The sequence below is a fragment of the Streptomyces sp. S.PB5 genome, assembly GCF_030403745.1.
Taxonomy (GTDB): domain Bacteria; phylum Actinomycetota; class Actinomycetes; order Streptomycetales; family Streptomycetaceae; genus Streptomyces.
This window is the reverse complement of sequence record NZ_JAQMWP010000012.1, coordinates 155,529-179,257: the sequence shown is the minus strand read 5'-3', so window position 1 is coordinate 179,257 and position 23,729 is coordinate 155,529. Positions and strand designations below refer to the sequence as shown.

Sequence of the window (23,729 nt, the reverse complement as noted above, 5' to 3'; positions counted from 1 at the left end):
TCCTCACTGAGCGAACGTGCTTGCCCGTGACACACGGCCGTCCGGGCGGCCGGGCATGGGGCGGGTGACGGGTGACGGGTAGACGAGTAACAGGTGACGCGTGATGGGTGACGGGTGACAGGTGACGGTCGAGGGTGGGGCGAAGCCGCCCGATGTTCACTGCCGGGCCGGGACGGTGCCGTTCGGCTCCAGGTGTTCGCGCAGCCACTGTTCGGTGGTGCTCACGTGCAGGAGGGCGGCCGCCTGCGCCAGGTCGGCGTCGCCGGCGGCCAGTGCCTGGAAGATCGCCTCGTGTTCGGCGACCGTGCGGGCGGCGGCGTTGTCGTCGACCAGACCGCGCCAGACGCGTGCGCGCACTGTGCGGCTGGAGATACCCTCCAGCAGGGCGGCGAGGGTGGCGTTGCCGGTGGCCGCGACCACCGCCCGGTGGAACGCCGCGTCGTGCTCGATGAGCCGCTCGATCTCCTCCCGGGCCGCCCGCATCGCGTCCAGGTGCCGCTCCACCTGAGCCAGTTCACCGGCCGAGATGCGGGTGGCGGCCAGTGCGGTGGCGACCGGTTCGAACAGTCGGCGCACCTCGGTCAGCTCCAGCAGGGTGTCGCCGCGCAGCAGTTCCACCGCCGATCCGATGCTGCTCAGCAGCAGCTCCGGTTCGAGGCTGGTCACGTAGGTGCCGTCGCCCCGGCGGATCTCCAGCACCCGTGCGACCACCAGTGCCTTGACCGCCTCCCGCATCAGATTGCGGGACAGGCCCAGCTCCGCGGCCAACTGCTGCTCGGGCGGCAGTTTTGCACCCGGCGGCAGCTCACCGGACTGGATGAGGTCCCTGATGCGGCCGATGGCCTTGTCGGTCAGTGACATGCGGCTGCTCCCTCCTCGTTGCCCGGGCGGCCGCAGCGTAGCAATACATCCCATGACTCAGGAAGAGGTCGGATGACTCGAAAGACCCACGGACACTTCTTCGCCGTAAACAGGCAGGTGGGATGCTCCCATTCACATATTTCCCTCCCGGGGTATGGACACCCAAGCAAGGCGACTCTATAAATCCATCCCATGTCCGGCGTCTGCCGTGGCAGAGCGGACATCTCGTTGACACACGACGATGGGTGGTGGCCATGGAGCCGACGCGACACCGGATTCTGCGAACCGAAGGTGCCGGGCCCGATGAGTGAGTTCATCAGCGCGGTCGAGGCCGTCGACGTACGGTTCCCGACCTCGCGGGACCTCGACGGCTCCGATGCCATGAACCCCGAACCCGACTACTCGGCGGCGTACGTGACGATCCGCACGAGTTCCGGGGACCGGGGCCACGGGCTCGCCTTCACCGTGGGACGCGGCAACGACGTCGAGGTAGCCGCCGTACGTGCCCTGGCCCCGCTGGTCACAGGGCTCCCGGTGGAAGAGGTGCTGGCCGATCCCGGCGCCTTCTCCCGGCGGTTGACCGGCGACAGCCAACTGCGCTGGCTGGGCCCGGAGAAGGGGGCCATCCACATGGCCGCCGCGGCGATCGTCAACGCCGTCTGGGACCTGTACGGACGCCGCACCGGAAAGCCGGTATGGCGGCTGCTGGCCGAACTCTCCCCCGAACAGCTCGTCGACCTGGTCGACTTCCGCTACCTCCAGGACGCCCTCACCCGCGACGAGGCCCTGGACATCCTGCGCCGCGCCGAACCCGGCCGCGCCGAACGCACCGCGCACCTGCTGGACCACGGCTACCCCGCCTACACCACCACCCCCGGCTGGCTCGGCTACGACGACGAGAAGCTGGTGCGGCTGTCCAAGGAGGCGGTCGCCGACGGGTTCGGTCAGATCAAGCTGAAGGTCGGCGCCGACCGCGAGGCCGACCAGCGCCGCATGCGGCTGGCCCGCGCGGCGGTCGGCCCGGACATCAGGATCGCCGTCGACGCCAACCAGGCCTGGGGAGTCCAGCAGGCCATCGACTGGACGGCATCGCTCGCGCCCTACGACCCGTACTGGATCGAGGAGCCCACCTCACCGGACGACATCCTCGGGCACGCCGCCATCCGCCGGGCCGTGGCACCGGTCAAGGTGGCCACCGGCGAACACACCCACAACCAGGTCATGTTCAAACAGCTCCTGCAAGCAGAAGCCCTCGACATCCTGCAGCTCGACGCCAGCCGCACCGCCGGCGTCACCGAGAACGTCGCCGTCCTCCTGCTCGCCGCCAAGTTCGGCGTCCCGGTGTGCCCGCACGCCGGCGGGGTCGGTCTGTGCGAGATGGTCCAGCACCTGGCGATGTTCGACTACGTGGCCGTCAGCGGCACCACCGAGAACCGCGTCATCGAGTACGTCGACCATCTGCACGAGCACTTCACCGACCCGGTGCGCATCCGCGACGGCCGCTATCTCGCCCCGTCCGCCCCCGGCATCAGCGCCGAACTCCATCCGCGGTCCCTGGCGGACCACCGCTACCCCGACGGCCCGGTCTGGAGCACGGAGGCCGGCGGATGAGCGCTGCCGACTGCGCGGGGCTGACCGCCCTCGTCACCGGCGGTGCCTCCGGCATCGGACTGGCCACGGCACGGCTGCTGGCCGCCCGCGGGGCCCGCGTCGCCTGCCTCGACCTCCAGCCCGACGGCCTGCCCGAGCCGTTGCTCGGGATCCGCGCGGACGTGGCCGACGACGCGGGCGTACGGGAGGCCGTCGCCGAGGCCGCACGGGTGCTCGGCGGCATCGACATCCTGGTCAACAACGCCGGCATCGGCGCCCAGGGCACCATCGAGAACAACACCGACGACGAGTGGCACCGGGTGTTCGACGTCAACGTCGTCGGCATGGTCCGGGTGACCCGGGCCGCCCTCCCCCATCTGCGCCGCTCCGACAGCGCGGCCATCGTCAACACCTGCTCCATCGCCGCCACCGCAGGGCTGCCCGACCGGGTGCTGTACTCCGCGACCAAGGGCGCCGTGCTGGCCCTGACCCGGGCGACCGCGGCCGACCTCGTGCACTCCAAGATCCGCGTCAACTGCGTCAACCCAGGCACCGCCGACACCCCGTGGATCGGCCGCCTGCTGGACCGCGCCGCGGACCCCGCGGCCGAACGCGCCGCCCTCAACGCCCGCCAGCCGATGGGCCGGCTCGTCTCCGCCGACGAGGTCGCTGCCGCCATCGCCTACCTCGCAAGCCCCCTGTCCGGCTCCACCACCGGGACCGACCTCGCCGTCGACGGCGGCATGCAGGGTCTGCGGATCCGTCCGCGCACCTGACCCCGCCCCTTCCCCCTCCCCTTCGTCTCCTCTCGCGACCGGCACCCGCACACCGGACACCCGGTCCCGCAACCAGTCCACCCGCGCGACCCGTAAGCAAGGAGAGCGAGCCATGCACCTCAGGTCCACCAGGTACGCCTGCCTCGGCGCCCTCGCCGCCCTGTCCGTCACCGCACTCACCGCCTGCGGAGGTTCGGGATCCGCCTCGACCTCGAGCGGCAGCTCCACCGTGGTCGGCGTCGACTACCCGCGCTCCGACACCGACTTCTGGAACTCGTACATCAAGTACACCCCCCAGTTCGCCAAGGAACTCGAACTCGACCTGAAGACCACCAACTCGCAGAACGACGTCGCCAAACTCACCGCCGACGTCCAGACGTTCATCAGCCAGGGCGTCAAGGGCGTCGCGATGGCGCCGCAGGACACCGCCGCCATCGCGCCCACCCTGGCGCAGCTGGAGGCGAAGAAGATCCCGGTCGTCTCCGTGGACACCCGCCCGGACACCGGCAACGTGTACATGGTCGTCCGCGCGGACAACCGCGCCTACGGCGAGAAGGCCTGCCAGTTCCTGGGGACGAAGCTGGGCGGCAAGGGCAAGGTCGTCATGCTCCAGGGCGATCTCGCCTCCGTCAACGGCCGTGACCGCACGGAGGCGTTCAACGACTGCATGAAGAAGAACTACCCGGACATCAAGGTCTTCGGCGAGGCCACCAACTGGGACGGCGCCGTCGCCGCCCAGAAGCTCCAGACCGACCTGACCGCCCACCCCGACATCAAGGGCGTCTACATGCAGTCCAGCTTCGCGCTCTCCGGCACCCTGCAGGTGCTCAAGCAGAAGGGCCTGCTGGTCGACCCCGACGACGACAAGCACGTGTTCGTCGTCTCCAACGACGGCATCCCCGAGGAACTCAAGAACATCGCCGCGGGCAAGATCGACGCCACCGTCTCCCAGCCGGCCGACCTCTACGCCAAGTACGCCCTCTACTACCTGAAGGCGGCGATCGACGGCAAGACGTTCAAGCCCGGCAAGACCGACCACGACAGCACGATCATCCAGGTCCGCGAGGGACTTCTGGAGGACCAGCTCTCCGCGCCCCTGGTGACGGCCGACGGCGGCACCTACGGCGGGGTCCCCAGCCTCAAGAGCGACGACAAGTCCCTGTGGGGCAACAACCTCAGCTGACCGGAAGGCGATTGGCAGACATGTCCACGGCAGCGCCCGTCGCCCAGGCGGCGGCGATAACGAAACGGTTCGGATCCACGGTGGCGCTGCGCGACGCCCGGATCACCATCACCCCCGGGCAGACCCACGCACTCGTCGGACGCAACGGCGCGGGCAAGTCCACGCTGGTCTCCATCCTCACCGGACTGCACGCCCCGGACGAGGGCACGGTCACCTTCAACGGCGAGCCGGCGCCCCGGCTCGCGGACCGGGACGGCTGGCGGCAGCGGGTGGCCTGCGTGTACCAGAAGTCCACCGTCATCCCCGAGCTGACGGTCGCCGAGAACCTCTTCCTCAACCGGCACGACCGCGGCCGCGGCGGCCTGATCAGCTGGCGGACCGTGCGCCACCGGGCCCGCGAACTGCTGCAGACCTGGTCGGTCGACGTGGACGTGCGCACCCCGGCGGGCGAACTCGACGTCGAGCAGCGCCAGTTCCTGGAGATCGCCCGCGCCCTGTCCTTCGGAGCCCGGTTCATCATCCTCGACGAACCCACCGCACAGCTGGACGGAGCCGCGATCAACCGGCTCTTCGCCCGCATCCGGGATCTGCAACGGCAGGGCGTGACCTTCCTGTTCATCAGCCACCACCTCCAGGAGATCTACGAGATCTGCGACACGGTCACGGTGTTCCGCGACGCCCGGCACATCCTGACCGCCCCGGTGGCCGAACTGCCCCGCGCCGAACTGGTCGCCGCCATGACCGGCGAGGGTGCCACCGAAACAGCCAGGGCCCGCCGCCGCTCCGCGGACACCTCCTCCCCCGAGGTACTCGTCGTGGAGGACGCGACGCTCACCGGGACCTACGAGGACGTGTCCGTCCGCATCGGCGGCGGGGAGATCGTCGGTCTCGCCGGCGCGGCGAGCAGCGGCCGCATCGAAGTGGCCGAGACGGTCGTCGGGTTGCGCGCCGCCGACACCGGCACGGTGCGGATCGCCGGGGTGCGTCCACGGCCCGGCAGCGTGCCCGCGGCGCTGAAGGCCGGCGCCGGCTTCGTCCCGCAGGACCGCCATCACCAGGGCTACGTACCGCAGATGTCCATCGCGGACAACGGCACGCTCACCATCCCCGAACGGCTCGGGCCGGCGGGCTTCATCGACGGCCGCCGCCGGAACGCCTACGCCCGGTCCATGATCGAGAACCTGGCGATCAAGACACCGGGGCCCGAGCTGCCCGTCTCCGGACTCTCCGGAGGCAACCAGCAAAAAGTCGTCATGGCCCGCGCCCTGGCCAGCGGCCCGAAGGTGCTGGTCCTGATCAATCCGACCGCCGGCGTCGACGTGCGGTCCAAGGAGTTCCTCCTCGACAAGGTCGAGGAGATCGCCGAGTCCGGCACCGGGGTGCTCATCGCCTCCGACGAACTCGACGACCTGCGCATGTGCGACCGGGTCCTGGTGATGTTCCAGGGCCGAGTAGTGGCCGAGAAGGCCCGCGGCTGGCACGACCACGAACTCGTGGCCGCGATGGAAGGAGTGGACCTCGATGTCTGAGAGCGCAACCGCGGCCGCCGCGAAGAGTCCCCACGACGGCCCGCCCGACCCCGCGAGCGAGCAGCCGGCCACCACCGGCTCAGCCGGGCGGAGGCTGGCCTTCGCCCGGCTGCGGGACCTGGCGCTCATCCCCGCGATCATCGTCATGGCGATCGTCGGCCAGCTCGTCAATCCGGTGTTCCTGCAGCCCGACAACCTCATCAACGTGCTGCAGACCATGTCCGAGATCGCCCTGCTGGTCCTCGCCCAGACCCTGGTCCTCATCGTCAAGAAGATGGACCTCTCCCTGGAGTCCACCGTCGGGCTCGCCCCCGGCGTCGCGGCCTGGCTCACCGTCCCGGTGGGCGCGGCACACGGGGTCGGGCTGCTGCCCGGCGCCTGGTCCATCCCCGTCACCCTGGCGGTCGGCCTCCTCATCGGCGTGGTGAACGCGCTGTTCATCATCCGGTTCGGGCTCAACGGCTTCATCGTGACACTCGGCATGCTGATCGTGCTGCGCGGCATCCTGACCGGCATCTCCGGCGGCCAGACCTTCTTCCAGCTGCCCGAGTCGATGCTCTACCTCGGCACCACCCAGTGGCTGGGCATGCCCGCCTCGGTGTGGATCTGCCTGATCCTCTTCGCCATCGGCATCGTCGTGCTCGGCTTCACCAGCTTCGGCCGCTCCCTCTACGCGATCGGCGGCAACGTCGACGCGGCGAAGGCCGCCGGTATCCGCACCGACCGCGTGCTGTGGATCGTCATCGTCACCGCGAGCGTCCTCGCCGCGCTCAGCGGCCTGCTCCTGTCGGGCCGCCTGGCCTCGGTGGCCTCCGCCCAGGGCAACGGCTACATCTTCACCGTGTTCGCCGCCGCCGTCATCGGCGGCATCAGCCTCAACGGCGGCAAGGGCACGGTCTTCGGCGCGTTCACCGGCATCCTGCTGCTGTTCCTGATCCAGAACGTCCTCACCCTCGGCGGTGTCCCCGCCCAGTGGATCGGCGCCCTCAACGGCGGAATCATCCTCGTCGCCCTGGCCCTGTCCCGCATCACCGGAGGCAAAGCCCAGGACTAGCCACCCCCTCCTGCGCACCGTCCCGCTCCGCTCCCGAATGGCCAGCCCGACCCGCACCGAAAGGCAGGCATTCCCATGGAACGAAGAGACTTTCTCGTCACCTCCGCGGCGGCATCGGCCGCACTGGCCGTCGGCGTCCCGGCCTCCGCGGCGGCCACGCCGGCGCAGACCCCGGCGCAGACAGCCGACGCCGCCGCCCCCGACGCCTCACGCCTGGCCCTGTGGTACGGCAAGCCCGCGGGCCAGTGGCTGGAGGCCCTACCCCTGGGCAACGGCCGCCTCGGCGCCATGGTGTTCGGCGGCGTCGACACCGAACAGCTCCAGCTCAACGAGGACACGCTGTGGGCGGGAGGCCCCTACGAACCGGCCAACCCCCAGGGCCTGGCGAACCTCCCCGAGATACGGCGCCGCATCTTCTCCGGCCAATGGGGCCCGGCCCAGGACCTGATCGACTCGACCTTCCTGGGCAACCCGGTCGGGGAACTGATGTACCAGACCGTCGGCGATCTGCGCCTGACGTTCCCGGGCACGGGTGATGTCGGCTCCTACCGGCGGGAGTTGGACCTCGACACCGCCGTGGCCACGACGACGTACACCCGCGGCGGCGTGGCCTACCGCCGCGAGGCGTTCGCCAGCCATCCCGACCAGCTGATCGTGGTCCGGCTGACCGCCGACACCCCCGGCGCCCTCTCGCTCACCGCCGCCTTCGACAGCCCTCAGCAGACCGAGAAGTCCTCCCCCGACCGGGTCACCGCCGCACTGGAGGGCACCGGGCAGACCCGCGAGGGCATCACCGGCCGGGTCCGCTTCCGCGCGCTGGTCCGTGCCCGCGCCGAGGGCGGCACCGTGCGCAGCGAGAACGGCACGCTCACCGTGACCGGCGCCGACGCGGTGACCCTGCTGGTGTCCGTGGGCACCAGCTACAACGACTACCGCGACGCCTCCGGCGACCACCGCGCCCGCGCCGAGCGCCCGTTGAAGGCCGCCGCCGACACCCCCTACGGACAGCTGCGCTCCCGCCATGTGCGCGACCACCGCGCCCTCTTCCGGCGCGTCTCGCTCGACCTCGGCGTCACGGATGCCGCCAACGCCCCGACCGACCGACGGGTGACCGCCTTCGCCCACTCCGACGACCCTCAACTGGTGGCTCTGCACTACCAGTTCGGCCGCTACCTCCTGATCGCCTCATCCCGCCCCGGCACTCAGCCCGCCAACCTTCAGGGCATCTGGAACGACCAGCTCTCCCCGCCCTGGGACTCCAAGTACACGATCAACATCAATACGGAGATGAACTACTGGCCGGCTTCCACCACCAACCTTCTGGAGTGCTGGAATCCGATCTTCGCCCTCCTCGACGACCTCGCCCAGGCGGGACAGAAGACCGCGCGGGTGCAGTACGGCGCGAACGGCTGGGTCGCCCACCACAACACCGACGCCTGGCGCGGCACCGCCCCGGTCGACGGCGCGTTCTGGGGCATGTGGCCCACCGGCAGCGCCTGGCTCGCCACCTCGGTCTGGGAGCACTACCGCTTCACCGGTGACCGCGAGGCGCTGCGCCGACGCCTGCCGGTCGTCGAGGGGGCCGTCCGCTTCTTCCTCGACTCCCTCGTCACCGACCCCACCACCGGCCACCTCGTGACCTGCCCGTCCGTGTCGCCCGAGAACGCCCACCACAACGGTGTGTCCGCCTGCGCGGGGCCGACCATGGACAACCAGATCCTGCGCGACCTGTTCGACGGCTACCTCGCCGCCTGCGACACGCTCGACATCACCAGCCCCTACGCCACCCAGGTACGCCAGGCCCGCGCCCAGCTCCCGCCCATGAAAATCGGCGCCCTCGGGCAACTGCAGGAATGGCAGCAGGACTGGGACGCCGACGCCCCCGAGCGGCAGCACCGCCATGTCTCCCACCTGTACGGTCTGCACCCGAGCAACCAGATCACCAAGCGTGGCACCCCGGAACTGTTCCAGGCCGCGCTCAAGACGCTGGCCATGCGCGGGGACGCCGGGACCGGCTGGTCCCTCGCCTGGAAGATCAATTTTTGGGCGCGCGCGGAGGACGGATCGCGCTCCTACAAACTCCTCACCGACCTCCTCACTCCCGAGCGCACCGCTCCGAACCTGTTCGACCTGCACCCGCCGTTCCAGATCGACGGCAACTTCGGTGCCACCGCGGGCGTGACCGAATGGCTCGTGCAGTCCCACACCGACGAGGTCCACCTCCTGCCGGCCCTGCCCCCGCAGCTTCCGCAGGGCCAGGTCACCGGCCTCCTCGCCCGCGGCGCCCTCACCGTCGACGTCTCCTGGAGCGACGGCGCGCTGACCCACGCCCGCCTTGCGGCACGCCGCACCGGCGCGGTCCGGCTGCGCACCGCGGCACCGGTCGCGGTGCGCGCCGAGGGCGGTGCCCGCACCGAGGTCAAGCGTCCCGAAAGCACCGTCGTCGTGTTCGACGCCCAGGGCGGCGAGAAGTACGTGGTCACACCGCTGTGACGCACGCTCGAGGCTGTGCGAGGTGCTCGGCCCTGAGCACGCAGATGTGCATCGGCTCATCACGTCCGGTTGTCGGCAGCAGCGCACAGCCTCCCGGCCGAGGATGTCTGGTCACTGCGGAGGACGGTGTTACCGTTTCGGTCACTTGCTGACCGAAACGGTAACCTTTGGCTATGAAGCCAACAGTGAGGCCCACCAGCGAGGAGATCGATCGTGCCCTGATCGACGTGGCGGCCTTCGTCTTTGCGCGGCACGGGTTCGCTCAGGGCCCCGTGCAGGCGATCGCTGACGGTGCCGGCTACTCCAAGGCGGCAGTGCTGAAGCGCTTTGGTTCGAAGGAGCGGATCCAGGACGCCGTGGTGGCTCGCGCGGAGGAACATGCCGCACGAGTGGCGGCCGCGGGTGAGGGCCTCCCGGTCGGCCTCGAGCGGGACGCCGCCCTGCTCGGTGCAATGGTCGAGCTGATCGAGGAGTGGCCGGGCACTGGTGCGCTCATCGTCGGCGCCTTCTGGCTGACGCGAGAGCCCGAGATCATGCAGCGCCTCTCCGGGGCGCAGCGCATGTTGATGGAGGCCTTCGATCCCGGTGTCTGGACTGATGAGGAACGGCATGTGCGGGTGGTGTCCGCGATCGGTGCTGTGACCGTCACGATGATGGCGAACCGTGAGGCCAGGTGGACCGAGCGCACCGATGTGGTGATTGCCGCGGGCCTTGGCGCACTGGGCCACAGGGGCAACGGTGATGCGGGCACGGGTGATTGAGACCGACGTGGCTCGAGGAGCCACTCGTCATGGCTCGCTGACCGCACCCGCCCGGCAGTGACGACGGCTCAGGATCTCGGCTCGAAGGACTCCTTCGTCAAGAGGTTGGCCGGGGCGCCCGCAGAGGAACACCGCACATGCCGGTGCAGCCAGTCGCCGATCACGATGCAGGCGTGTTCGCGTGGCTCGCGGCGGGAGGGCAGGACCAGCGGGCAATCCGGGCGACGTCCAGGACGGTATCGGAGCGGTCGCCGACCTCGGATGAGCGGTCGTCGATGGGCTGATCGAGGGGGGCGCCGACGCTCCGTGCCCAACCGGCGATCTTCATACTGGATACGGTGTTGCTGTTATGGTGCTGGCCGAGGAGGTGGACGTTCAGTGGCAGCAGCTGGTCCTGTGCGAGCGACCACGGCATCGGCTCGGCGCCCGGGGCGTCCGCCCGTGCCGCTGGAGCGCATCGTCTCCACCGCACTGCAGATCGTGGACGATGAAGGGGCCGACGCTCTCTCGATGCGGACGCTGGCCCAGCGCCTGGGCTCGGGCACGGCGACGCTGTACCGGCATTTCGACAACCGGGCGGCGCTGGTCGCCCATGTCGTGGACCGCATGTTCGGCGCCGTGGAACTGAAGGGCGACGAACTCCTCGCGATGGGCTGGCAGCAAGCGCTGCGGACGGTCGCGCACACCATGTTCGAGGCCCTGGCCCGGCACCGGAACGCGGCGCGCCTGATGGTCGAAGAGATTCCCCTGGGGCCGAACGCCATGGCGCTGCGGGAGCACTGTGTCGCCGCGCTCCTGGACAGCGGCTTCCCGCCGCGACTGGCCGCGCACGCCTTTGCCACCCTCTCGCGCTACGTCCTCGGATTCGCCATACAGGTCAACGGTCATGGCGGCGGGCAACTCGACGACGCACAACTGTCTGCCGTCTTTCAGAGCGTCGATCCAGCCTTGTTCCCGGCAACGGCCACCGTCGCCGGGTCGATGCCCGTTCCGATCGAGGACGAGTTCTCCTTCGGACTCGAACTCCTCCTCAGCGGGCTTGCCCACCTGCGCGACGACGCCTGACCAGCCACGGGCGAATGCGCCGGCCGAACCGGCCCACCGGTGCCCGCGCGAGGAAACCCGTCTGCCCCGGGCACTCAACGTTGCAGTGCCCGGGGCAGACGAATTGAAGAGCCGCTCGTGGTGCGCCTATGGGGATGCTGCGGAACATCCCCAGCGGAGTCTGTCCGTCACTGCGCGGCGACGGCAGGGGCGCTGTGCTTCCTGGTCAGCCCCTTGAGGTCGTAGGCACGAGTACCCGCGGCCCCGACGAGGAGGCCGAGGACGAGCGCGATCACGGAGGCCAGCACGGCACGCGCCAGCCCCGAGTCCCAGGTGGCTCCGAAGTACAGGATCGAGCGCGTACCGAGATAGATCTGGTGCATGGGCTCGAACGAGCTGAGGAAGCGAACGAAGGGGGGCATGGCTTCCAGCGGTGTCGTACCCCCGGAGCTGGGGATCGACAGCACGATGAAGAGGAAGAGGTTGACCACCATGCCCAGACTGCCCAGCAGAGCGAGAACCGTCTGAGCGACCACCGCGACGGCCCAGATGCTCAACACGCTGAACAGCCACAGCTCCCACGGATGGTCCAGCGGCATGCCGATCCAGTCCGCGATCCCCAGATAGACACTGCTGACGAGCACCGCGATACCCGCCATGATTCCCCACTTCAGAAGAAGGGTGGTCAGGCGGCTGCGACCCGAGTGGCTTTCCATGCGATAGAGGGGACCGATCTCCGACGGAGTGAACCCGAGCTGGGCGTCGACGAGACTGGTGGCGATCAGGGAGCCCGTGAACCCGGCCAGCGCCAGCAGGAGGGCGTAGTAGAAGGCCGAGAGGCCGCCGCCGGTCCCGTCGGGAACCTCCTTGAACGGCGTGACATGCACCAGCATCGGTTCGGACAGAACGATGCGTGCCGTTCCCGAGACGGACTGGCTGCCGGATGCCGCCTTGTCCCCGGCCTGTGTCGCAGTGGCGAGGAGTTGCTTGCCCACGGTCTGGTTCGCCTCGGCCAGCGCCTGAGAAGCGAAGGAATTGACGACGGACACGCTGGAGGTGTTCGCGAGGGGGTTGGTGTACACGGTGACCGCGGGCTGCTGTGCGGCCCCACCGGTCGCCGCGCTCTCCGTGAGAGCCCCCAGCTTCTTGCTCAGGTCCGAGGGCAGAACGATCGTGCCGTAGAGCTTCCCCTTGCCCATGTCCTCCTTCGCTGCGGCGAGGCTGATGAAGCGTAGATCGAACTTGTCGTCATCGACGCCCTTGCGCAGGCTGTCGGAGATCTGCTTGCCGACGTCGATGCGCTGCCCTGATGGGCTGGTGGCTCCGGTATCGGCGTTGACGACCGCTACGGGAAAGTCGTTGAGGTCTTTGGAGGAGTTGACCGTCGATCCCAGATACAACGCTGCCAGAGCAGCCATGACCACGGTGACGATGACTGCCGGGGTCAGCCACAACCGCGGCCCCAGCCTGCTTCCTGCGGGCTCGTTGTCGTTCGTCATGGTGCGCACATCCCTTTGGGTAACCATTTCGGTTACTAGGTGACCAGGATGGTCACCTAGCTGCGTAAAGTCAAACCCGAAGGCTCCCGGCACGGGTCCGGCCGGGGCACTGTCCAGGCAGTGGCGGATGCAGGCGGCTGTGACAGCTCGGGGCGAGGACCTCGCAGCCCGGGCTCTTTCCTGCGCGGCGAGCGCAGCTGGGCGTCATGCCGCTAGAAGCGGATTGCCCCTTCGGGCAGATCCCGTTCGGCAGTGAGCGGCAGCTCCAAAGAGGTGAGCATGTCCCGGTACCGCTCGGCCAGTTGCGAGGGGAGCTTTCTGCTGAACACCACCAGCTCCCGGAAACAGCCGGGCCCGATCCGCCGGGCGTGCCTCGACCAGCGCAGCGGCACCGCGTTCTCCGGTGTCACCGTCACGCCGATCCCCTCGACCGCGAACAGGAGCGCTGCGGAGACCTGGCCCGTACGTGCGACGGCACGCGGCGTGAACCCGAGGTGCCCTGCCAGGCGGTCCACCACTTCGCTCATGCCCTGTTCCTGCTCGTAGAGCACCCAGTCGGCAGCGGCCAGTTCGGCCGGATCAGCCGCTGCCCCCGCCGGGTATTCGGCCGAGCCGGTCACCACCATCTCCTCGTATCCCAGGGAGATGACGGGTCCCTCCCACGGGTCGGGCCGTGGACCTACCGCGATGTCGCCCTGGCCACTGCGCATGGCCTCTTCGAGGTCTCGGCGGTGGGAGTAGTCGTGCAGTCTCAGCACGGTGGAGGGGTACGTCGAGTGCCAGCGCGCCGCGGACGGCGGCAGGATCCCCGAGGCGACGGACCGTACGGTCAGGACGTGGACGTCGCCCTGACGACCCTCCACCACCTCGCGCACCGAGTCCTGCGCTTCCTGAACCGCACGGACGACGTCCTGCGCACGGGGCAGAAAGACACGGCCCGCGGGAGTCAGCGTCACCCCTTGCCGGCCGCGCTCCAGCAGGACCGCGCCCAGCTCCTTCTCCAGGGCGCCGATCTGCTGGGACAGCGAAGGCTGCGTGACATAGAGCCGCGCAGCCGCTCCGCTGAAGGAACCCGCCTCCCAGACCGCGAGGAAGTACTCCAGCTGACGTAGCTGCATGCGATCAAGTTACGTGGTGCCGCACTGCTGCGCTGAGGGGTGTCATCTGCGCGTCATGCCCTGAGTGCGACCCTGCTGTCCTTGCGGGTGAGCCGGGACAGCAGGTAGTCGACCTCGGTGCGGGCACGCGCCGAGAGCACGGCCCCGGGCTTGCGCTGGGTGTCGGAGGTCAGGATGCCGCGGCGCTTCATGACGTACTTGCGCACGGCCAGGCCGATGCCCGGCTGCTGTTCGTAGCGCAGCAGGGGCAGGTGGGCGTCGAAGATGTCATGGGCGGCGTCACGGTCGCCGGCGGCGGTGTGGCGCACCACGTCGACGAGGAGTTCGGGAATGCAATAGCCCGTCATCGCTCCGTCGGCTCCGCGTTCGGTCTCGAAGTCCAGGAAGAGGCCGCCGTTCCCGCACAGGATCGACAGGCGGGGCATCGCTCCGTCGGCTTCGAGTTGCCGGAGTGCGCTGATCTTCTCCAGGCCCGGCCAGTCCTCGTGCTTGAGCATCACGCACCCCGGCGCGGCGTTCGCGATGCGGGCGATGACGGCAGGGGACATGACGACGGAGAAGGACAGCGGATAGTCCTGGATCACGAACGGCACGTCCGCGCCGATGGCGCCCGCCGCTCCCTCGTAGTAGCTCACGATCTGGTCGTCGGTACGCAGCGTGTTCGGCGGGGCGATCATGACGCCGTCGGCGCCGGCTGACATGACGTCGACCGCGAGAGCCCGCATGGCGGCGTAGCCGGGTGCGGAGACACCCACGACGATCGGCAGATCGGTGCGCTTGAGGACGTGCTGGACGATGCGCACGCTCTCCTCGTGGGACAGCTTGGGTGCTTCGCCCATCTGCCCCAGGAGGGTCAGTCCGGTGACGCCGGCGCCTGCGTAGAAGTCGACGAGCCGGCTGAGTGAGTCGAAATCGATGGCGCCTTCCTCGTCGAAGGGCGTTGGTGCGATGGCGAAAACACCATCCGTGTTGCGGTCCAGGGCTGCCATTGTTCTGCCTCCTCAGAAATCCGATGTCTTTTTCAGAGGCTGGCGATGAGTCCGCCGTCGACGCGAATGACCGAGCCTGTGATGTAAGAGGCCTGGGCGCTTGCGAGGAAGGCGACGGCGGCGGCGTATTCCCGCGGTTCGCCGTAGCGGCCCACAGGGATCGACGCGACGCTCTCGGCGGACGCCTCCGCGACGGACTTACCCTCCCGATCGGCCTTGGCCTGGTCGAGGAACTTGATCCGCTGGGTGCCGATCCGGCCCGGAACGACCACGTTGCAGGTGACGCCGTCGGCCGCGACTTCCCGGGCCAGCGTCTTGGACCAGCCGAGCAGGCTGCTCCGCAGGGCGTTCGACAGCCCCAGGTTGGGGATGGGGGCGATCACCCCCGAGCTGGCGCTGGTGATGATCCGACCCCAGCCGCGACTGCGCATCAACGGCACGACCCTGTCCGTGATCGCGATGACGGACAGCACCATGGACTGGAAGTGCTGCAGCCAGAGTTCAGGGTCCTGCCCCGCAACCGGCGAGGGCGGCGGCCCTCCCGTGTTGTTGACCAGGATGTCCACGGGACCGAGCGCCCCTTCGACGGCCGCGATGTGCTGGTCGATCGCGCCCAGGTCCGCGAGATCCCATTCCAGGGGCACGGCTTTCCCGCCCGCGTCGGCCACCGCCTCGGCGGTGCGCTCGGCGGCCTGCGGGCTGATGTCCGCGACGGCGACGGCGGCCCCTTCCGCGGCCAGAGCCTGGGCGATCGCGCCGCCGAGACCCCCACCTCCGCCCAGTACGAGCGCGGTCTTGCCCGAAATTCCCAGATCCACAGCTTCGCTCCTTGGGCGGTGGCCCCGTTCGTCGTTTCCAACTGACACTGCCATGAGGTCGTGATGGGTCTCCAATAGGAATCTCTCGCGACATGCATAAGGGATGCCTATGTGCCGCGAAGAGGGAACAGGCGTTGTCGGCGTGCAAGATGAGATGAGGTGGGGAACAGGGCCGTTTCGGCCCGTCGATTCCCGGCACATGTTCATGGCCGTAACTGGAGGCCCCTATGTCCTTGCCGGAAACCATGCAGGCCGCGGTGCTGGGCGAGCCCGGCACCCTGGCCGTCACGGCGCTGCCCGTGCCGCAGGTGGGGCCGGAAGACGTTCTGGTCCACGTCCGCAGGGCGTCCCTGTGCGGAACGGACTTGAAGATCCGCAGTCGGCACTTCTTCAAGGACGGCGGCCCGGCCGCGGGCGAGTTCGTACCCGGCCACGAGTACGCCGGCGTCGTCGCCGCGGTGGGCAGCGCCGTGGACGAACTCCGGGTCGGCGACCGCGTGGTGACGGAGGCCCACCGCGGCTGCATGCGTTGCGCGAACTGCCTGGCCGGGGTCTACACGGACTGCCTCAACTACGGCCTGCGGCACACCGGGCACCGCGTGCAGGGGATGACGGTCAACGGGGGCTTCGCCCAGTACGCGCTCAACCACGTGGCGACCCTGCACCGGTTGCCGGACACCGTGGACTTCGACGCCGCGGTCGTCCTGACCACCGTGGGCACCGTGATGCACGCCTTCGATGTGCTCGACACCCTGCTCGTCGGATCCACGGTCGCGGTGATCGGTCCCGGACCGATAGGGCTGCTCGCGGTACAGGTCGCCCGTGAACTCGGGGCCAGGACTGTAGCCCTGGCCGGCACGCGGGAAGCCAGGCTCGCCCTCGGCAAGTCCTTCGGCGCGGACCTGGTCGTCAACTCCCGGGAGGAGGACGCGGTAGCGGCGGTTCGCGAGGCGACCGACGGGATCGGTGCCGACATCGTCCTGGAGTGCTCCGGCGCCCCGAGTGCGGTGGACGACGCGCTGCGCATGGCCAAGCGGTCCGGGAAGGTCGTCCTCGTCGGCTTCTTCGAGGAACCCGTACGGGCCGACCTCAACCACGCCGTGATGAACGGGATCTCGATCCAGACGGTCCGCGGCGAGGGCACCGGTTCGGTGGCCCGCGCCGTGGGCCTGGCCGCCCGAGGGCGGCTGCGCACCGCGGAACTGGTCACCCACCATTTCAGGCTGCCCGACGTCGCCGAGGCGTTCGACACCTACGCCGAGCGCCGGGGCAACGCCATCAAGGTCATGCTGGACATCTCCGAGGACCCGGAGTCCAACGGTGACCGGTGACCGAGAGGGCACCGTGCCCGACGCCCTGGCAGCCGGGCGGGAGAAGGCGGCGGCCGTCATGGCCGATGCCGCCACCGCCTGGCTGAACAGCCTGAGCGAGGACCAACTCCCGCTCGCCGCCTACGACTCCCCGCTCCACCCGGATGCGGAGGCCGAGCGGCTGCGCTGGTTCTACACCCCCACCGAACACGGCGGGCTCGCCGTCCGGGACCAGAACGCCCGCCAACAGAGCCTGGCCATGCGGCTGGTGGCCACCGGACTGTCCGTCCCGGGCTACGCCACGGTCACCACCGTGATGGGACTGGAGAACGTCCTGGACCAGCTGGAAGGGTGGCGGGTCAACTGGGGCCGGCAGCGCGGACGGGACCCAGGCCTTTACTGGCTGAGGATCTTCGGCCGCCCCGGCGACCGTGTCTGGGCATGGCGGTTCGGCGGCCACCACATCTCCCTGAACAACCTCGTCGTCGCCGGCCGGCTCGTCTCCACGGCCCCCTGCTTCATCGGTGCCGACCCCGCCACGACCGAGCTGATCGGAGGCACCCTGCGACCCCTGCAAGGCCCTGAGGAGACGGCCCGTCAACTGGTCCGCAGTCTGGACCCGGGCCAACTCCGAAGCGCCCTGCTCCACCCGTCCGCGGTCTCGGACATCGTCTCCGGCAACCGCCCACGCGTCGAACACGGCGACACGATGATGCACATGCAGGACCTGTGGCGGGGCCGGTTCGCCGACCCCGAGCTGGACCGGCTCGTCGACGACATCGACCGCCGGGCGGAAGCGGGCAGCGGATACACCGAGAACGATCACGCGCGCGTGGCCATCACGATTCCCCCCAAAGGCATCAGCGGCCGCGACCTGAACGACGAGCAGCGGCACCTGCTGCGCCGGCTCGTCACCCTCTACACCGGACGGGCACCCGAGTTCCTCGCGGACGCCTACGACACCCACTACGCCTCTGACACCGTCCTCGACGCGGTGCATTTCGGCTGGGCGGGCAGCACGGACGCCGGGGAGCCGCACTACTACCGGGTGCAGGATCCTCGCGTCCTCATCGAGTACGACAACACCCAGCGGTACGCCAACCACGCCCACTCGGTGTGGCGTGACCTGACCTCCGACTTCGGACTGGACGTACTCGCCGAACACCGCGCGCACATCGCACACGAGTAGGGCGTACTCGGGGAGCGCCGTGCACACCCGTACCGCCGGCCCCCACTCCCCACGAAAGAACCAGTTTCTCGCCCGCGTCGCATCGGGTCGAAGCAACGCAGAGAACGCCGAGGACCTGCATCTGGCCGAAACCACGATCAAGTCACACGTCAGCAGCATCCTCGCCACGGCCGGTGTCCGCACCCGCATCCAGGCGGTGGCTTTCGCCTACGAAGCAGGGCTGGTCAGACCGGTCCTGCACAGGTGACAACCTCCGCGAAGCGGACGGCATCGCGGTGCCAAGAAGGAGAGCCGGACATGAGCAGTCCCCATATGCACGTAATCGCCGCGTACCTGCGGTTGACCCGTAAACGCAGGACGGCCCCTGACCCCGGGGCTGCATCGAAGGAGCCGCCTCGTCCGCCCGCCAAACTGGTACAGCGGCACGACGTGAGATCGCGCAGCATCGACGGTTTCGAATGCTGCACCGTCAGTCCGCGCGGGCGCCGAGCGGAGCGAGCGGTCGTCTATCTGCACGGCGGCGCCTACATCAGCCACATGTTGCCCCAGCACTGGCAGTTGATCTCGCAGCTTGCGGATGCCGGTGTACGAGTCGAGGTGGCGCAGTACGGGCTGGCGCCGAAGTACACCTACCGTGACGCCTATCCCTTCGTCACTGCCGTCTACCGCGACCTGCTCAGCGACCTGGACGCCGGCCAGGTCACGATCATGGGCGACTCCGCCGGCGCGGGCTTGGCCCTGGGCGTGGCGCAGAGCCTGGACGGCTCGGGTCTGCCCCAGCCGGCCCGAGTAGTACTGATCTCCCCCTGGCTGGATCTGACTCTGGCCAACCCTGCGATTCCCGAGGTCGAAGCCCGAGATCCGTTTCTCACCACCAGCCGCCTGCTCGCGGCCGGACGTGGCTGGGCAGGCGGGGATGACCCCGCCCAACCCCGGCTCAGTCCCGTCAATGGCCCGCTTGCCCCCCTGGCGCCCATCGACCTCTACATCGGCACTCGCGACTTGTTCTACCCGGACGTGCGGCGCCTGGAAGAACGAGTTGCTGCGGAAGGGGCGGCCGTGAATGTCATCGTGTGCGACGGTGCGGTCCATGCCTACCCGCTCGTCCCCGCTCCCGAGGGGCGTGCTGCGACCCGCGCCATCGTGCGGTCCGCGGCCTCCTGAGCGGGTGAGAGGCCATCTTCAGAGGAAGGCGGTCGAGTTAAGTGTCTGCCTCTTCTGCTGTGCCGGGTCAGGTAGGAGCGGCAAGCCTGGCTTCGACGCCGTCGAGAAGTGACCGCAGTCCGAAGGACACATACGGGCGAGGGGTGCCTGCGAGGTCGGCGCCGATCGCGAACGTGACAATGCTCTGGGCGGCTTGCTCGGCGTCCCGCCTGGTGAGGGCCGGACGCCTCGCAGACCGCGGGCAGGTGCTCGTCATGGCGGTCCCTGGCCGGGCCGTCGAGAGGCTGGACGGTCATGGCGGCCAGCAGCCAGGGGCGCCTGAGAAGCATCGAACGCAGGTTGTCCGCCATGGCCAGGAGGGCCGGACGCCATGCGAGGCCGTCGAGAGTGGGGAGAGTTGTATGCCCCCAGACGCGGTGTGCGGCTCTGAGGGCGCGTGGCCAGCGCGCCGACGAGGACGGGGTGTCGTGCGCGTCGGCGCGCGGTTCACGCGTCGGGGCCGTTGCGGTGTGTCAGCCTGGAGAGCCCGCGGGCCTGATGCCGCACAGCAACCGCTCTCCGGACTCGCGTAGCTGGTCCTTGATCTCGTCGAGGCCGGATGCGAGCAGAACGTGATCGCGCTTGCGCCAGGTGCCGGCGACCATCACGGCTTCGATGTTGGCGATGTCGGCGTGCAGGACCGTGGCAATGGGGTCGTGCGCCGGCCACAGGTTGAGCGCCCGGGCGTCGACGGCGACCAGGTCGGCCTGCATGCCCGCCTCGATCCGGCCCACCTTGTCCGCCAGGCCCAGTGCCTTCGCTCCTTCGACCGTGGCCCAGGCAAGCGCCTGTTTGCCGGTGACGGACGGTGTGTTGGCGTACATGCCGGTCGTCTGCCGGTGGTGGGCGTGGTCCAGGCTGCGCTGGTGGGCCAGGGCGATCCGGGCGGCGGTGAAGACCCTGCCTGGTACGACGGTGTCGATGTCGGTGCCCAGGGAGGGTGCCGCGCCCAGGCTCAGGAGGGATCCGGTGATGGGTGTGCCGTGTCCCTGGCCCAGTTCGTTCTCCGGGGTGGTGGTGAAGGTGACGCCCGCTTCGACGAGGGTCTTGATCCAGTCGCCGGGCAGGTCGGCTCCGTGCACGACGTTGGTCAGGGGGCTGAACAGCCCGGCGTTGCGCACAGCTTCCCAGCCGGGTGAGGGTTCGCCGCCGCTCTGGTGCATCGAGACGACGAGGCCGCGTTCCGCGCCGGCCCGGAAGTCGGCCAGCGCGGTCTCGGCGGAGGAGTATTGCGGCCCCTGGAGGGCCATGCCCAGGGTGAGGAGGGCGTGGTCGCGGACGGGGCCGTCGAGCAGCCGGTCGATCTCGGCGAGCGGGTGGGGTGTGTCCGGCGAGCGGTAGGGCGTGCCGTGCAGGAAGACGGCGCGGATCCCGGCCTGGACCAGTCCCTCGACGGCCGCGTCGGCGTGCTCGGGCGACAAGGCGTTGTGACACCAGTCGCCGATGGTGGTGGTACCGCAGTTGATCTGGTTCAGGGCGCCGGCGAGATTGCTGATGTGCATGTCGGCCGGGGTGTACTGCCCGACGCACTCGCCGTGCAGGTGGGTGAGGTACTCCATCAGCGTCCAGTCGGCGCCCACGGAGCGCAGCGCGGTCTGCCAGGTGTGCAGATGGGCGTTGACCAAGCCGGGGATGATGACGCGGCCGGAGAAGTCGACGGCCTCGGCGTCGGGCGCCTCGATGGTTTCGCCGACGGCGGCGATGGTCTCGCCGTCGACGAGGATGTCGACGTGCTCGGCGTCCGGCCGGTCCGGCGTCATCGTGATGACCTGCGCTCCGCGCAGCAGTATGCGGCTCATTCAGTGGCCCCCGACCCGGGGGAGATGTGGCTCGGCTGGGACATGGTGCGGCTCCTTGCTGCTTATGGCGTCATTGCCCGCGCGGCGGTTTGTGTGGTGGTGAGGAAATCCCGAGTGGCGATGTGCCCGATGTAGCCGTCGGGACGGATCAGCAGCAGCGTGTCGCCGGTCAGGCCGTAGGCACTCCGCAGCGTGTTCTTGGGGTCGGAGAAGGTGCGGCCGTCGCCCGCGGCCGATCCGCCGGTGAGCCGCTTCAGCGGGGCGCCCGTCGTCGGCCAGTCGAGGAGTTCGAGGTCCCGGGCGGCGCCGGGGCCGTAGGCGATGGCGGTGAAGTGCGGTCCCTGGAAGAGGTCGAACAGGCGGGTCTCGGCTCCGTCGGCGCCGAGCAGTCGAGCGTCCGGGGCGCGGTCGCCCACGTGCAGCGTGCTGGTGCCGCCGCTGTCGGCGGGGGCGAGCGGGCCGCCGTAGTAGGTCAGGGAGAGCTGCTGTTCGTCCTTGCCGCGCTTCATGCTGGAGGGGTCGAGCTTGGCAATGCCGCCCCACTTCTCCGTGGACAGTCCCAGGACCCCGGCGGCGATCGGCTGCCGCTCGGCCTCGTAGGTGTCCAGCAGGGCCGGGTCGGCTCCGGCGAGGACCTGGCCGAGCTTCCAGCCGAGGTTGTAGCCGTCCTGCATACCGGTGTTCAACCCCTGGGCACCGGCCGGGGTGTGGACGTGCGCCGCGTCGCCGACGAGGAAGACACGTCCGCGGCCGTAGTGCTCCGCGAGACGGATGTTCGGCCGGAACACGGACTTCCAGTGGATCTCGTGCAGCTGGATGTGCCGGTTGCGGGTGTGGGAGTGGATCCGGTCGATGATGGCGCCGATCTCCTGGGGCGGCTTCTCGTCGGGCGTGAGCCGGATCATCCACTGGAACATGTCGCTGTCGGGGATGGGGCAGGCGCCGATGAGCTTGCCGCCGAGGCCGGGCCACATGTGCCACCGGTTGCGGGCCAGGCCGCTGACGGAGGCGTCCACGATCAACACGCGCTCGGCCTCGTCCGTCGTCCCGGCGAAACCGATGTCGAGCTGCTTGCGCACCACGCTGGAGCCGCCGTCGGCCCCCACGGCATAACGAGCGACGATCTCCTCGACCCCGTCCGCGCCCACCACCTTGGCGACCACCGTGTCCCCGTCCTGCGTGAGCTCGGTCAGTTCCTTGCCGAACTCGACCTCGCGGCCGAGCTCACCGAGCCGGGCATGCAGGGCGCGGTCCGTGCGGAACTGCGGGATCAGCCAGGTGTTCGGGTACGGGACGTCCGGGGTTGCCTCTTTGTGGGGGAACATCTTCCACGGCACACCGATGGGTCCTGCGTGGATCCCGAGTTTGGGATAGATGTCGCCGCCGGCCAGCACGTCGTCGAGAGCACCGAGGTCTTCGAGGACTTCGAGGCTGCGGGGCTGGATGCCCTTGGCGCGCGAGCCGTCGAAGGCGTGGGGGGACCTGTCGACGATCCGGACGTCGAGTCCGCGCCGTACGAGGTCGATCGCCAACGCGGAGCCAGATGGTCCGGCACCGATGATCAGTACGTCGATGACCTGCGGACGGTTCATGAGTCGAGCCTTTCGGTGCGTGCGGACACGAACGGGACGAGCTGGTCGGCGACGTCGCGGGGCCGTTCGAAGGGGGCCATATGCCCGCATTTATTAATTACGTGATGTTTCTGGGGCTTCAGCAGAGCGCGTGCTGTGTCGAAGTGCGCCAGCGGCGTGACGTTGTCCTCGTCGCCCCACAGCAGCAGCGTCGGAATGCCCAGGGCTCCCGTCCGCCGGAAGAGGTCGTCCCGGCCGGCGACAGGCAGGTGCTGCAGGGTGTCGAAGACCGCGTACAGCGAGCCCTCGAAGCGGAAGGCGTCGAGGACCATCTCGGTCAGTTTCGCGCCGAGTTCGGGGTCGCGGACGTTGTGCCCGAGGTGCCCCTGGAGCAGCTGAAGGCCGCGACGGCGGGCGACCACTCCGGCCAGCAGATCGCTGCGCAGCAGCCGGTCGGGGGAGGTCAACTGCGGTTTCGCGAGACCGGCGGGTCCGACGATGGTGAGAGTGGACACCGACGAGCGGTGCTGGGCGGCGTACGTCATGCTGACCAGCGCGCCCATGGAGGTGCCGACCAGGTGCAGGGGCCGCGCCGTCAGGCCGAGCCGGTCCGTCAGCTCGGCCAGCTGCCGCGTGAACAGCGTCTCGTCGTAGCGCGCCTGTACCCGGTCGGAGTAGCCGCGGCCGTAGGCGCTGCAGGTCAGAGTGCGCAGTCCGCGGGCATGCAGCTCGCTGACGAGGCCGTCCCAGTAGAACAGCGGGATGGTCAGACCGCCCGCCATCAGGACCACATCCCCGTCCTCGGGCCCCGTCAGCTCGTAGTGGGTGACGCCGTCGGACAGCTCGATGAAACTGCCGCGCAGCGCCCCCCGCGAATCGGCGGTGAGCTTGCGGTCCTCGCCCGAGGCGACGAAGTACTTCATGGAACGGGCCTCCTTGCCC

20 protein-coding genes are annotated in these 23,729 nt (G+C 69.3%); 12 read left to right on the top strand and 8 right to left on the bottom strand.

Annotated elements, in window-relative coordinates:
* Window positions 1–156: 156 nt before the first annotated feature.
* Entirely contained in the window at window positions 157–861 is a 705-nt protein-coding gene (locus PH203_RS30195; RefSeq protein WP_289923864.1) for an FCD domain-containing protein, read from the bottom strand.
* 303 nt (window positions 862–1,164) lie between these two features.
* On the opposite strand from PH203_RS30195, the gene PH203_RS30190 reads away from it, so the two are divergent.
* From PH203_RS30190 to PH203_RS30155, 8 genes are all read left to right on the top strand, one after another.
* Window positions 1,165–2,472, top strand: coding sequence for an enolase C-terminal domain-like protein (locus PH203_RS30190; RefSeq protein WP_289923863.1), 1,308 nt, complete (start codon window positions 1,165–1,167; stop codon window positions 2,470–2,472).
* Window positions 2,469–3,227 carry an SDR family oxidoreductase gene (locus PH203_RS30185; protein ID WP_289923862.1) on the top strand — a complete coding sequence of 253 codons (759 nt, stop codon included), beginning with the start codon at window positions 2,469–2,471 and terminating at the stop codon, window positions 3,225–3,227. Before PH203_RS30190 ends, PH203_RS30185 begins: the two co-directional genes overlap by 4 nt.
* Before the next feature lie 112 nt (window positions 3,228–3,339).
* Entirely contained in the window at window positions 3,340–4,410 is a 1,071-nt protein-coding gene (locus PH203_RS30180; protein ID WP_289923861.1) for a sugar ABC transporter substrate-binding protein, read from the top strand.
* A gap of 20 nt (window positions 4,411–4,430) precedes the next feature.
* A complete protein-coding gene (locus PH203_RS30175; RefSeq protein WP_289923859.1) occupies window positions 4,431–5,939 on the top strand; it encodes a sugar ABC transporter ATP-binding protein in 1,509 nt (502 codons plus the stop codon).
* The gene (locus PH203_RS30170; protein ID WP_289923858.1) at window positions 5,932–6,993 is read left to right on the top strand and encodes an ABC transporter permease; all 1,062 of its coding nucleotides are present in this window, start codon (window positions 5,932–5,934) and stop codon (window positions 6,991–6,993) included. Before PH203_RS30175 ends, PH203_RS30170 begins: the two co-directional genes overlap by 8 nt.
* A 75-nt stretch (window positions 6,994–7,068) precedes the next feature.
* Window positions 7,069–9,486 (top strand): glycoside hydrolase family 95 protein, encoded by a 2,418-nt coding sequence (locus PH203_RS30165; RefSeq protein ID WP_289923857.1) that lies wholly within the window; start codon window positions 7,069–7,071, stop codon window positions 9,484–9,486.
* 173 nt (window positions 9,487–9,659) lie between these two features.
* Entirely contained in the window at window positions 9,660–10,247 is a 588-nt protein-coding gene (locus PH203_RS30160; protein WP_289923856.1) for a TetR/AcrR family transcriptional regulator, read from the top strand.
* A 441-nt stretch (window positions 10,248–10,688) separates the two neighbouring features.
* Window positions 10,689–11,312, top strand: a complete 624-nt coding sequence (locus tag PH203_RS30155) for a TetR/AcrR family transcriptional regulator (protein WP_289923855.1) — start codon at window positions 10,689–10,691, stop codon at window positions 11,310–11,312.
* 167 nt (window positions 11,313–11,479) lie between these two features.
* On the opposite strand, the gene PH203_RS30150 is transcribed toward PH203_RS30155, so the two are convergent.
* The 4 genes from PH203_RS30150 to PH203_RS30135 all read right to left on the bottom strand — a co-directional run bounded on the left by PH203_RS30150 (window position 11,480) and on the right by PH203_RS30135 (window position 15,715).
* Complete coding sequence (locus PH203_RS30150; RefSeq protein ID WP_289923854.1) at window positions 11,480–12,790, bottom strand: DUF3533 domain-containing protein; 1,311 nt, start codon at window positions 12,788–12,790, stop codon at window positions 11,480–11,482.
* A gap of 212 nt (window positions 12,791–13,002) precedes the next feature.
* On the bottom strand, window positions 13,003–13,908 hold the full coding sequence (locus tag PH203_RS30145; RefSeq protein ID WP_289923853.1) for a LysR family transcriptional regulator: 906 nt from the start codon (window positions 13,906–13,908) through the stop codon (window positions 13,003–13,005).
* Window positions 13,909–13,961: 53 nt separating this feature from the next.
* Window positions 13,962–14,897 (bottom strand): dihydrodipicolinate synthase family protein, encoded by a 936-nt coding sequence (locus tag PH203_RS30140; protein ID WP_289923852.1) that lies wholly within the window; start codon window positions 14,895–14,897, stop codon window positions 13,962–13,964.
* A gap of 32 nt (window positions 14,898–14,929) precedes the next feature.
* Window positions 14,930–15,715, bottom strand: coding sequence for an SDR family oxidoreductase (locus PH203_RS30135; RefSeq protein WP_289923850.1), 786 nt, complete (start codon window positions 15,713–15,715; stop codon window positions 14,930–14,932).
* 227 nt (window positions 15,716–15,942) lie between these two features.
* Between PH203_RS30135 and PH203_RS30130 the strand changes: the two genes are divergently transcribed.
* The 4 genes from PH203_RS30130 to PH203_RS30115 are packed head-to-tail and all read left to right on the top strand — an operon-like array spanning window position 15,943 to window position 19,378.
* Window positions 15,943–17,046 (top strand): zinc-binding dehydrogenase, encoded by a 1,104-nt coding sequence (locus tag PH203_RS30130; protein WP_289923848.1) that lies wholly within the window; start codon window positions 15,943–15,945, stop codon window positions 17,044–17,046.
* Window positions 17,036–18,214: a DUF3500 domain-containing protein gene (locus PH203_RS30125; protein ID WP_354671279.1), complete on the top strand. Its 1,179-nt coding sequence runs from the start codon at window positions 17,036–17,038 to the stop codon at window positions 18,212–18,214. The genes PH203_RS30130 and PH203_RS30125 overlap by 11 nt, the downstream gene beginning before the upstream one ends.
* A gap of 19 nt (window positions 18,215–18,233) precedes the next feature.
* Window positions 18,234–18,461, top strand: a complete 228-nt coding sequence (locus tag PH203_RS30120) for a LuxR C-terminal-related transcriptional regulator (protein WP_289923847.1) — start codon at window positions 18,234–18,236, stop codon at window positions 18,459–18,461.
* A 50-nt stretch (window positions 18,462–18,511) separates the two neighbouring features.
* Entirely contained in the window at window positions 18,512–19,378 is an 867-nt protein-coding gene (locus PH203_RS30115; RefSeq protein ID WP_289923846.1) for an alpha/beta hydrolase, read from the top strand.
* A gap of 512 nt (window positions 19,379–19,890) precedes the next feature.
* On the opposite strand, the gene PH203_RS30110 is transcribed toward PH203_RS30115, so the two are convergent.
* The 3 genes from PH203_RS30110 to PH203_RS30100 form a co-directional block, all read right to left on the bottom strand.
* Window positions 19,891–21,216: an amidohydrolase family protein gene (locus tag PH203_RS30110; protein WP_289923845.1), complete on the bottom strand. Its 1,326-nt coding sequence runs from the start codon at window positions 21,214–21,216 to the stop codon at window positions 19,891–19,893.
* A 62-nt stretch (window positions 21,217–21,278) separates the two neighbouring features.
* Window positions 21,279–22,808, bottom strand: a complete 1,530-nt coding sequence (locus tag PH203_RS30105) for an FAD-dependent oxidoreductase (protein WP_289923844.1) — start codon at window positions 22,806–22,808, stop codon at window positions 21,279–21,281.
* Window positions 22,805–23,710: an alpha/beta hydrolase gene (locus PH203_RS30100; RefSeq protein ID WP_289923843.1), complete on the bottom strand. Its 906-nt coding sequence runs from the start codon at window positions 23,708–23,710 to the stop codon at window positions 22,805–22,807. Before PH203_RS30100 ends, PH203_RS30105 begins: the two co-directional genes overlap by 4 nt.
* Window positions 23,711–23,729 lie beyond the last annotated feature (19 nt).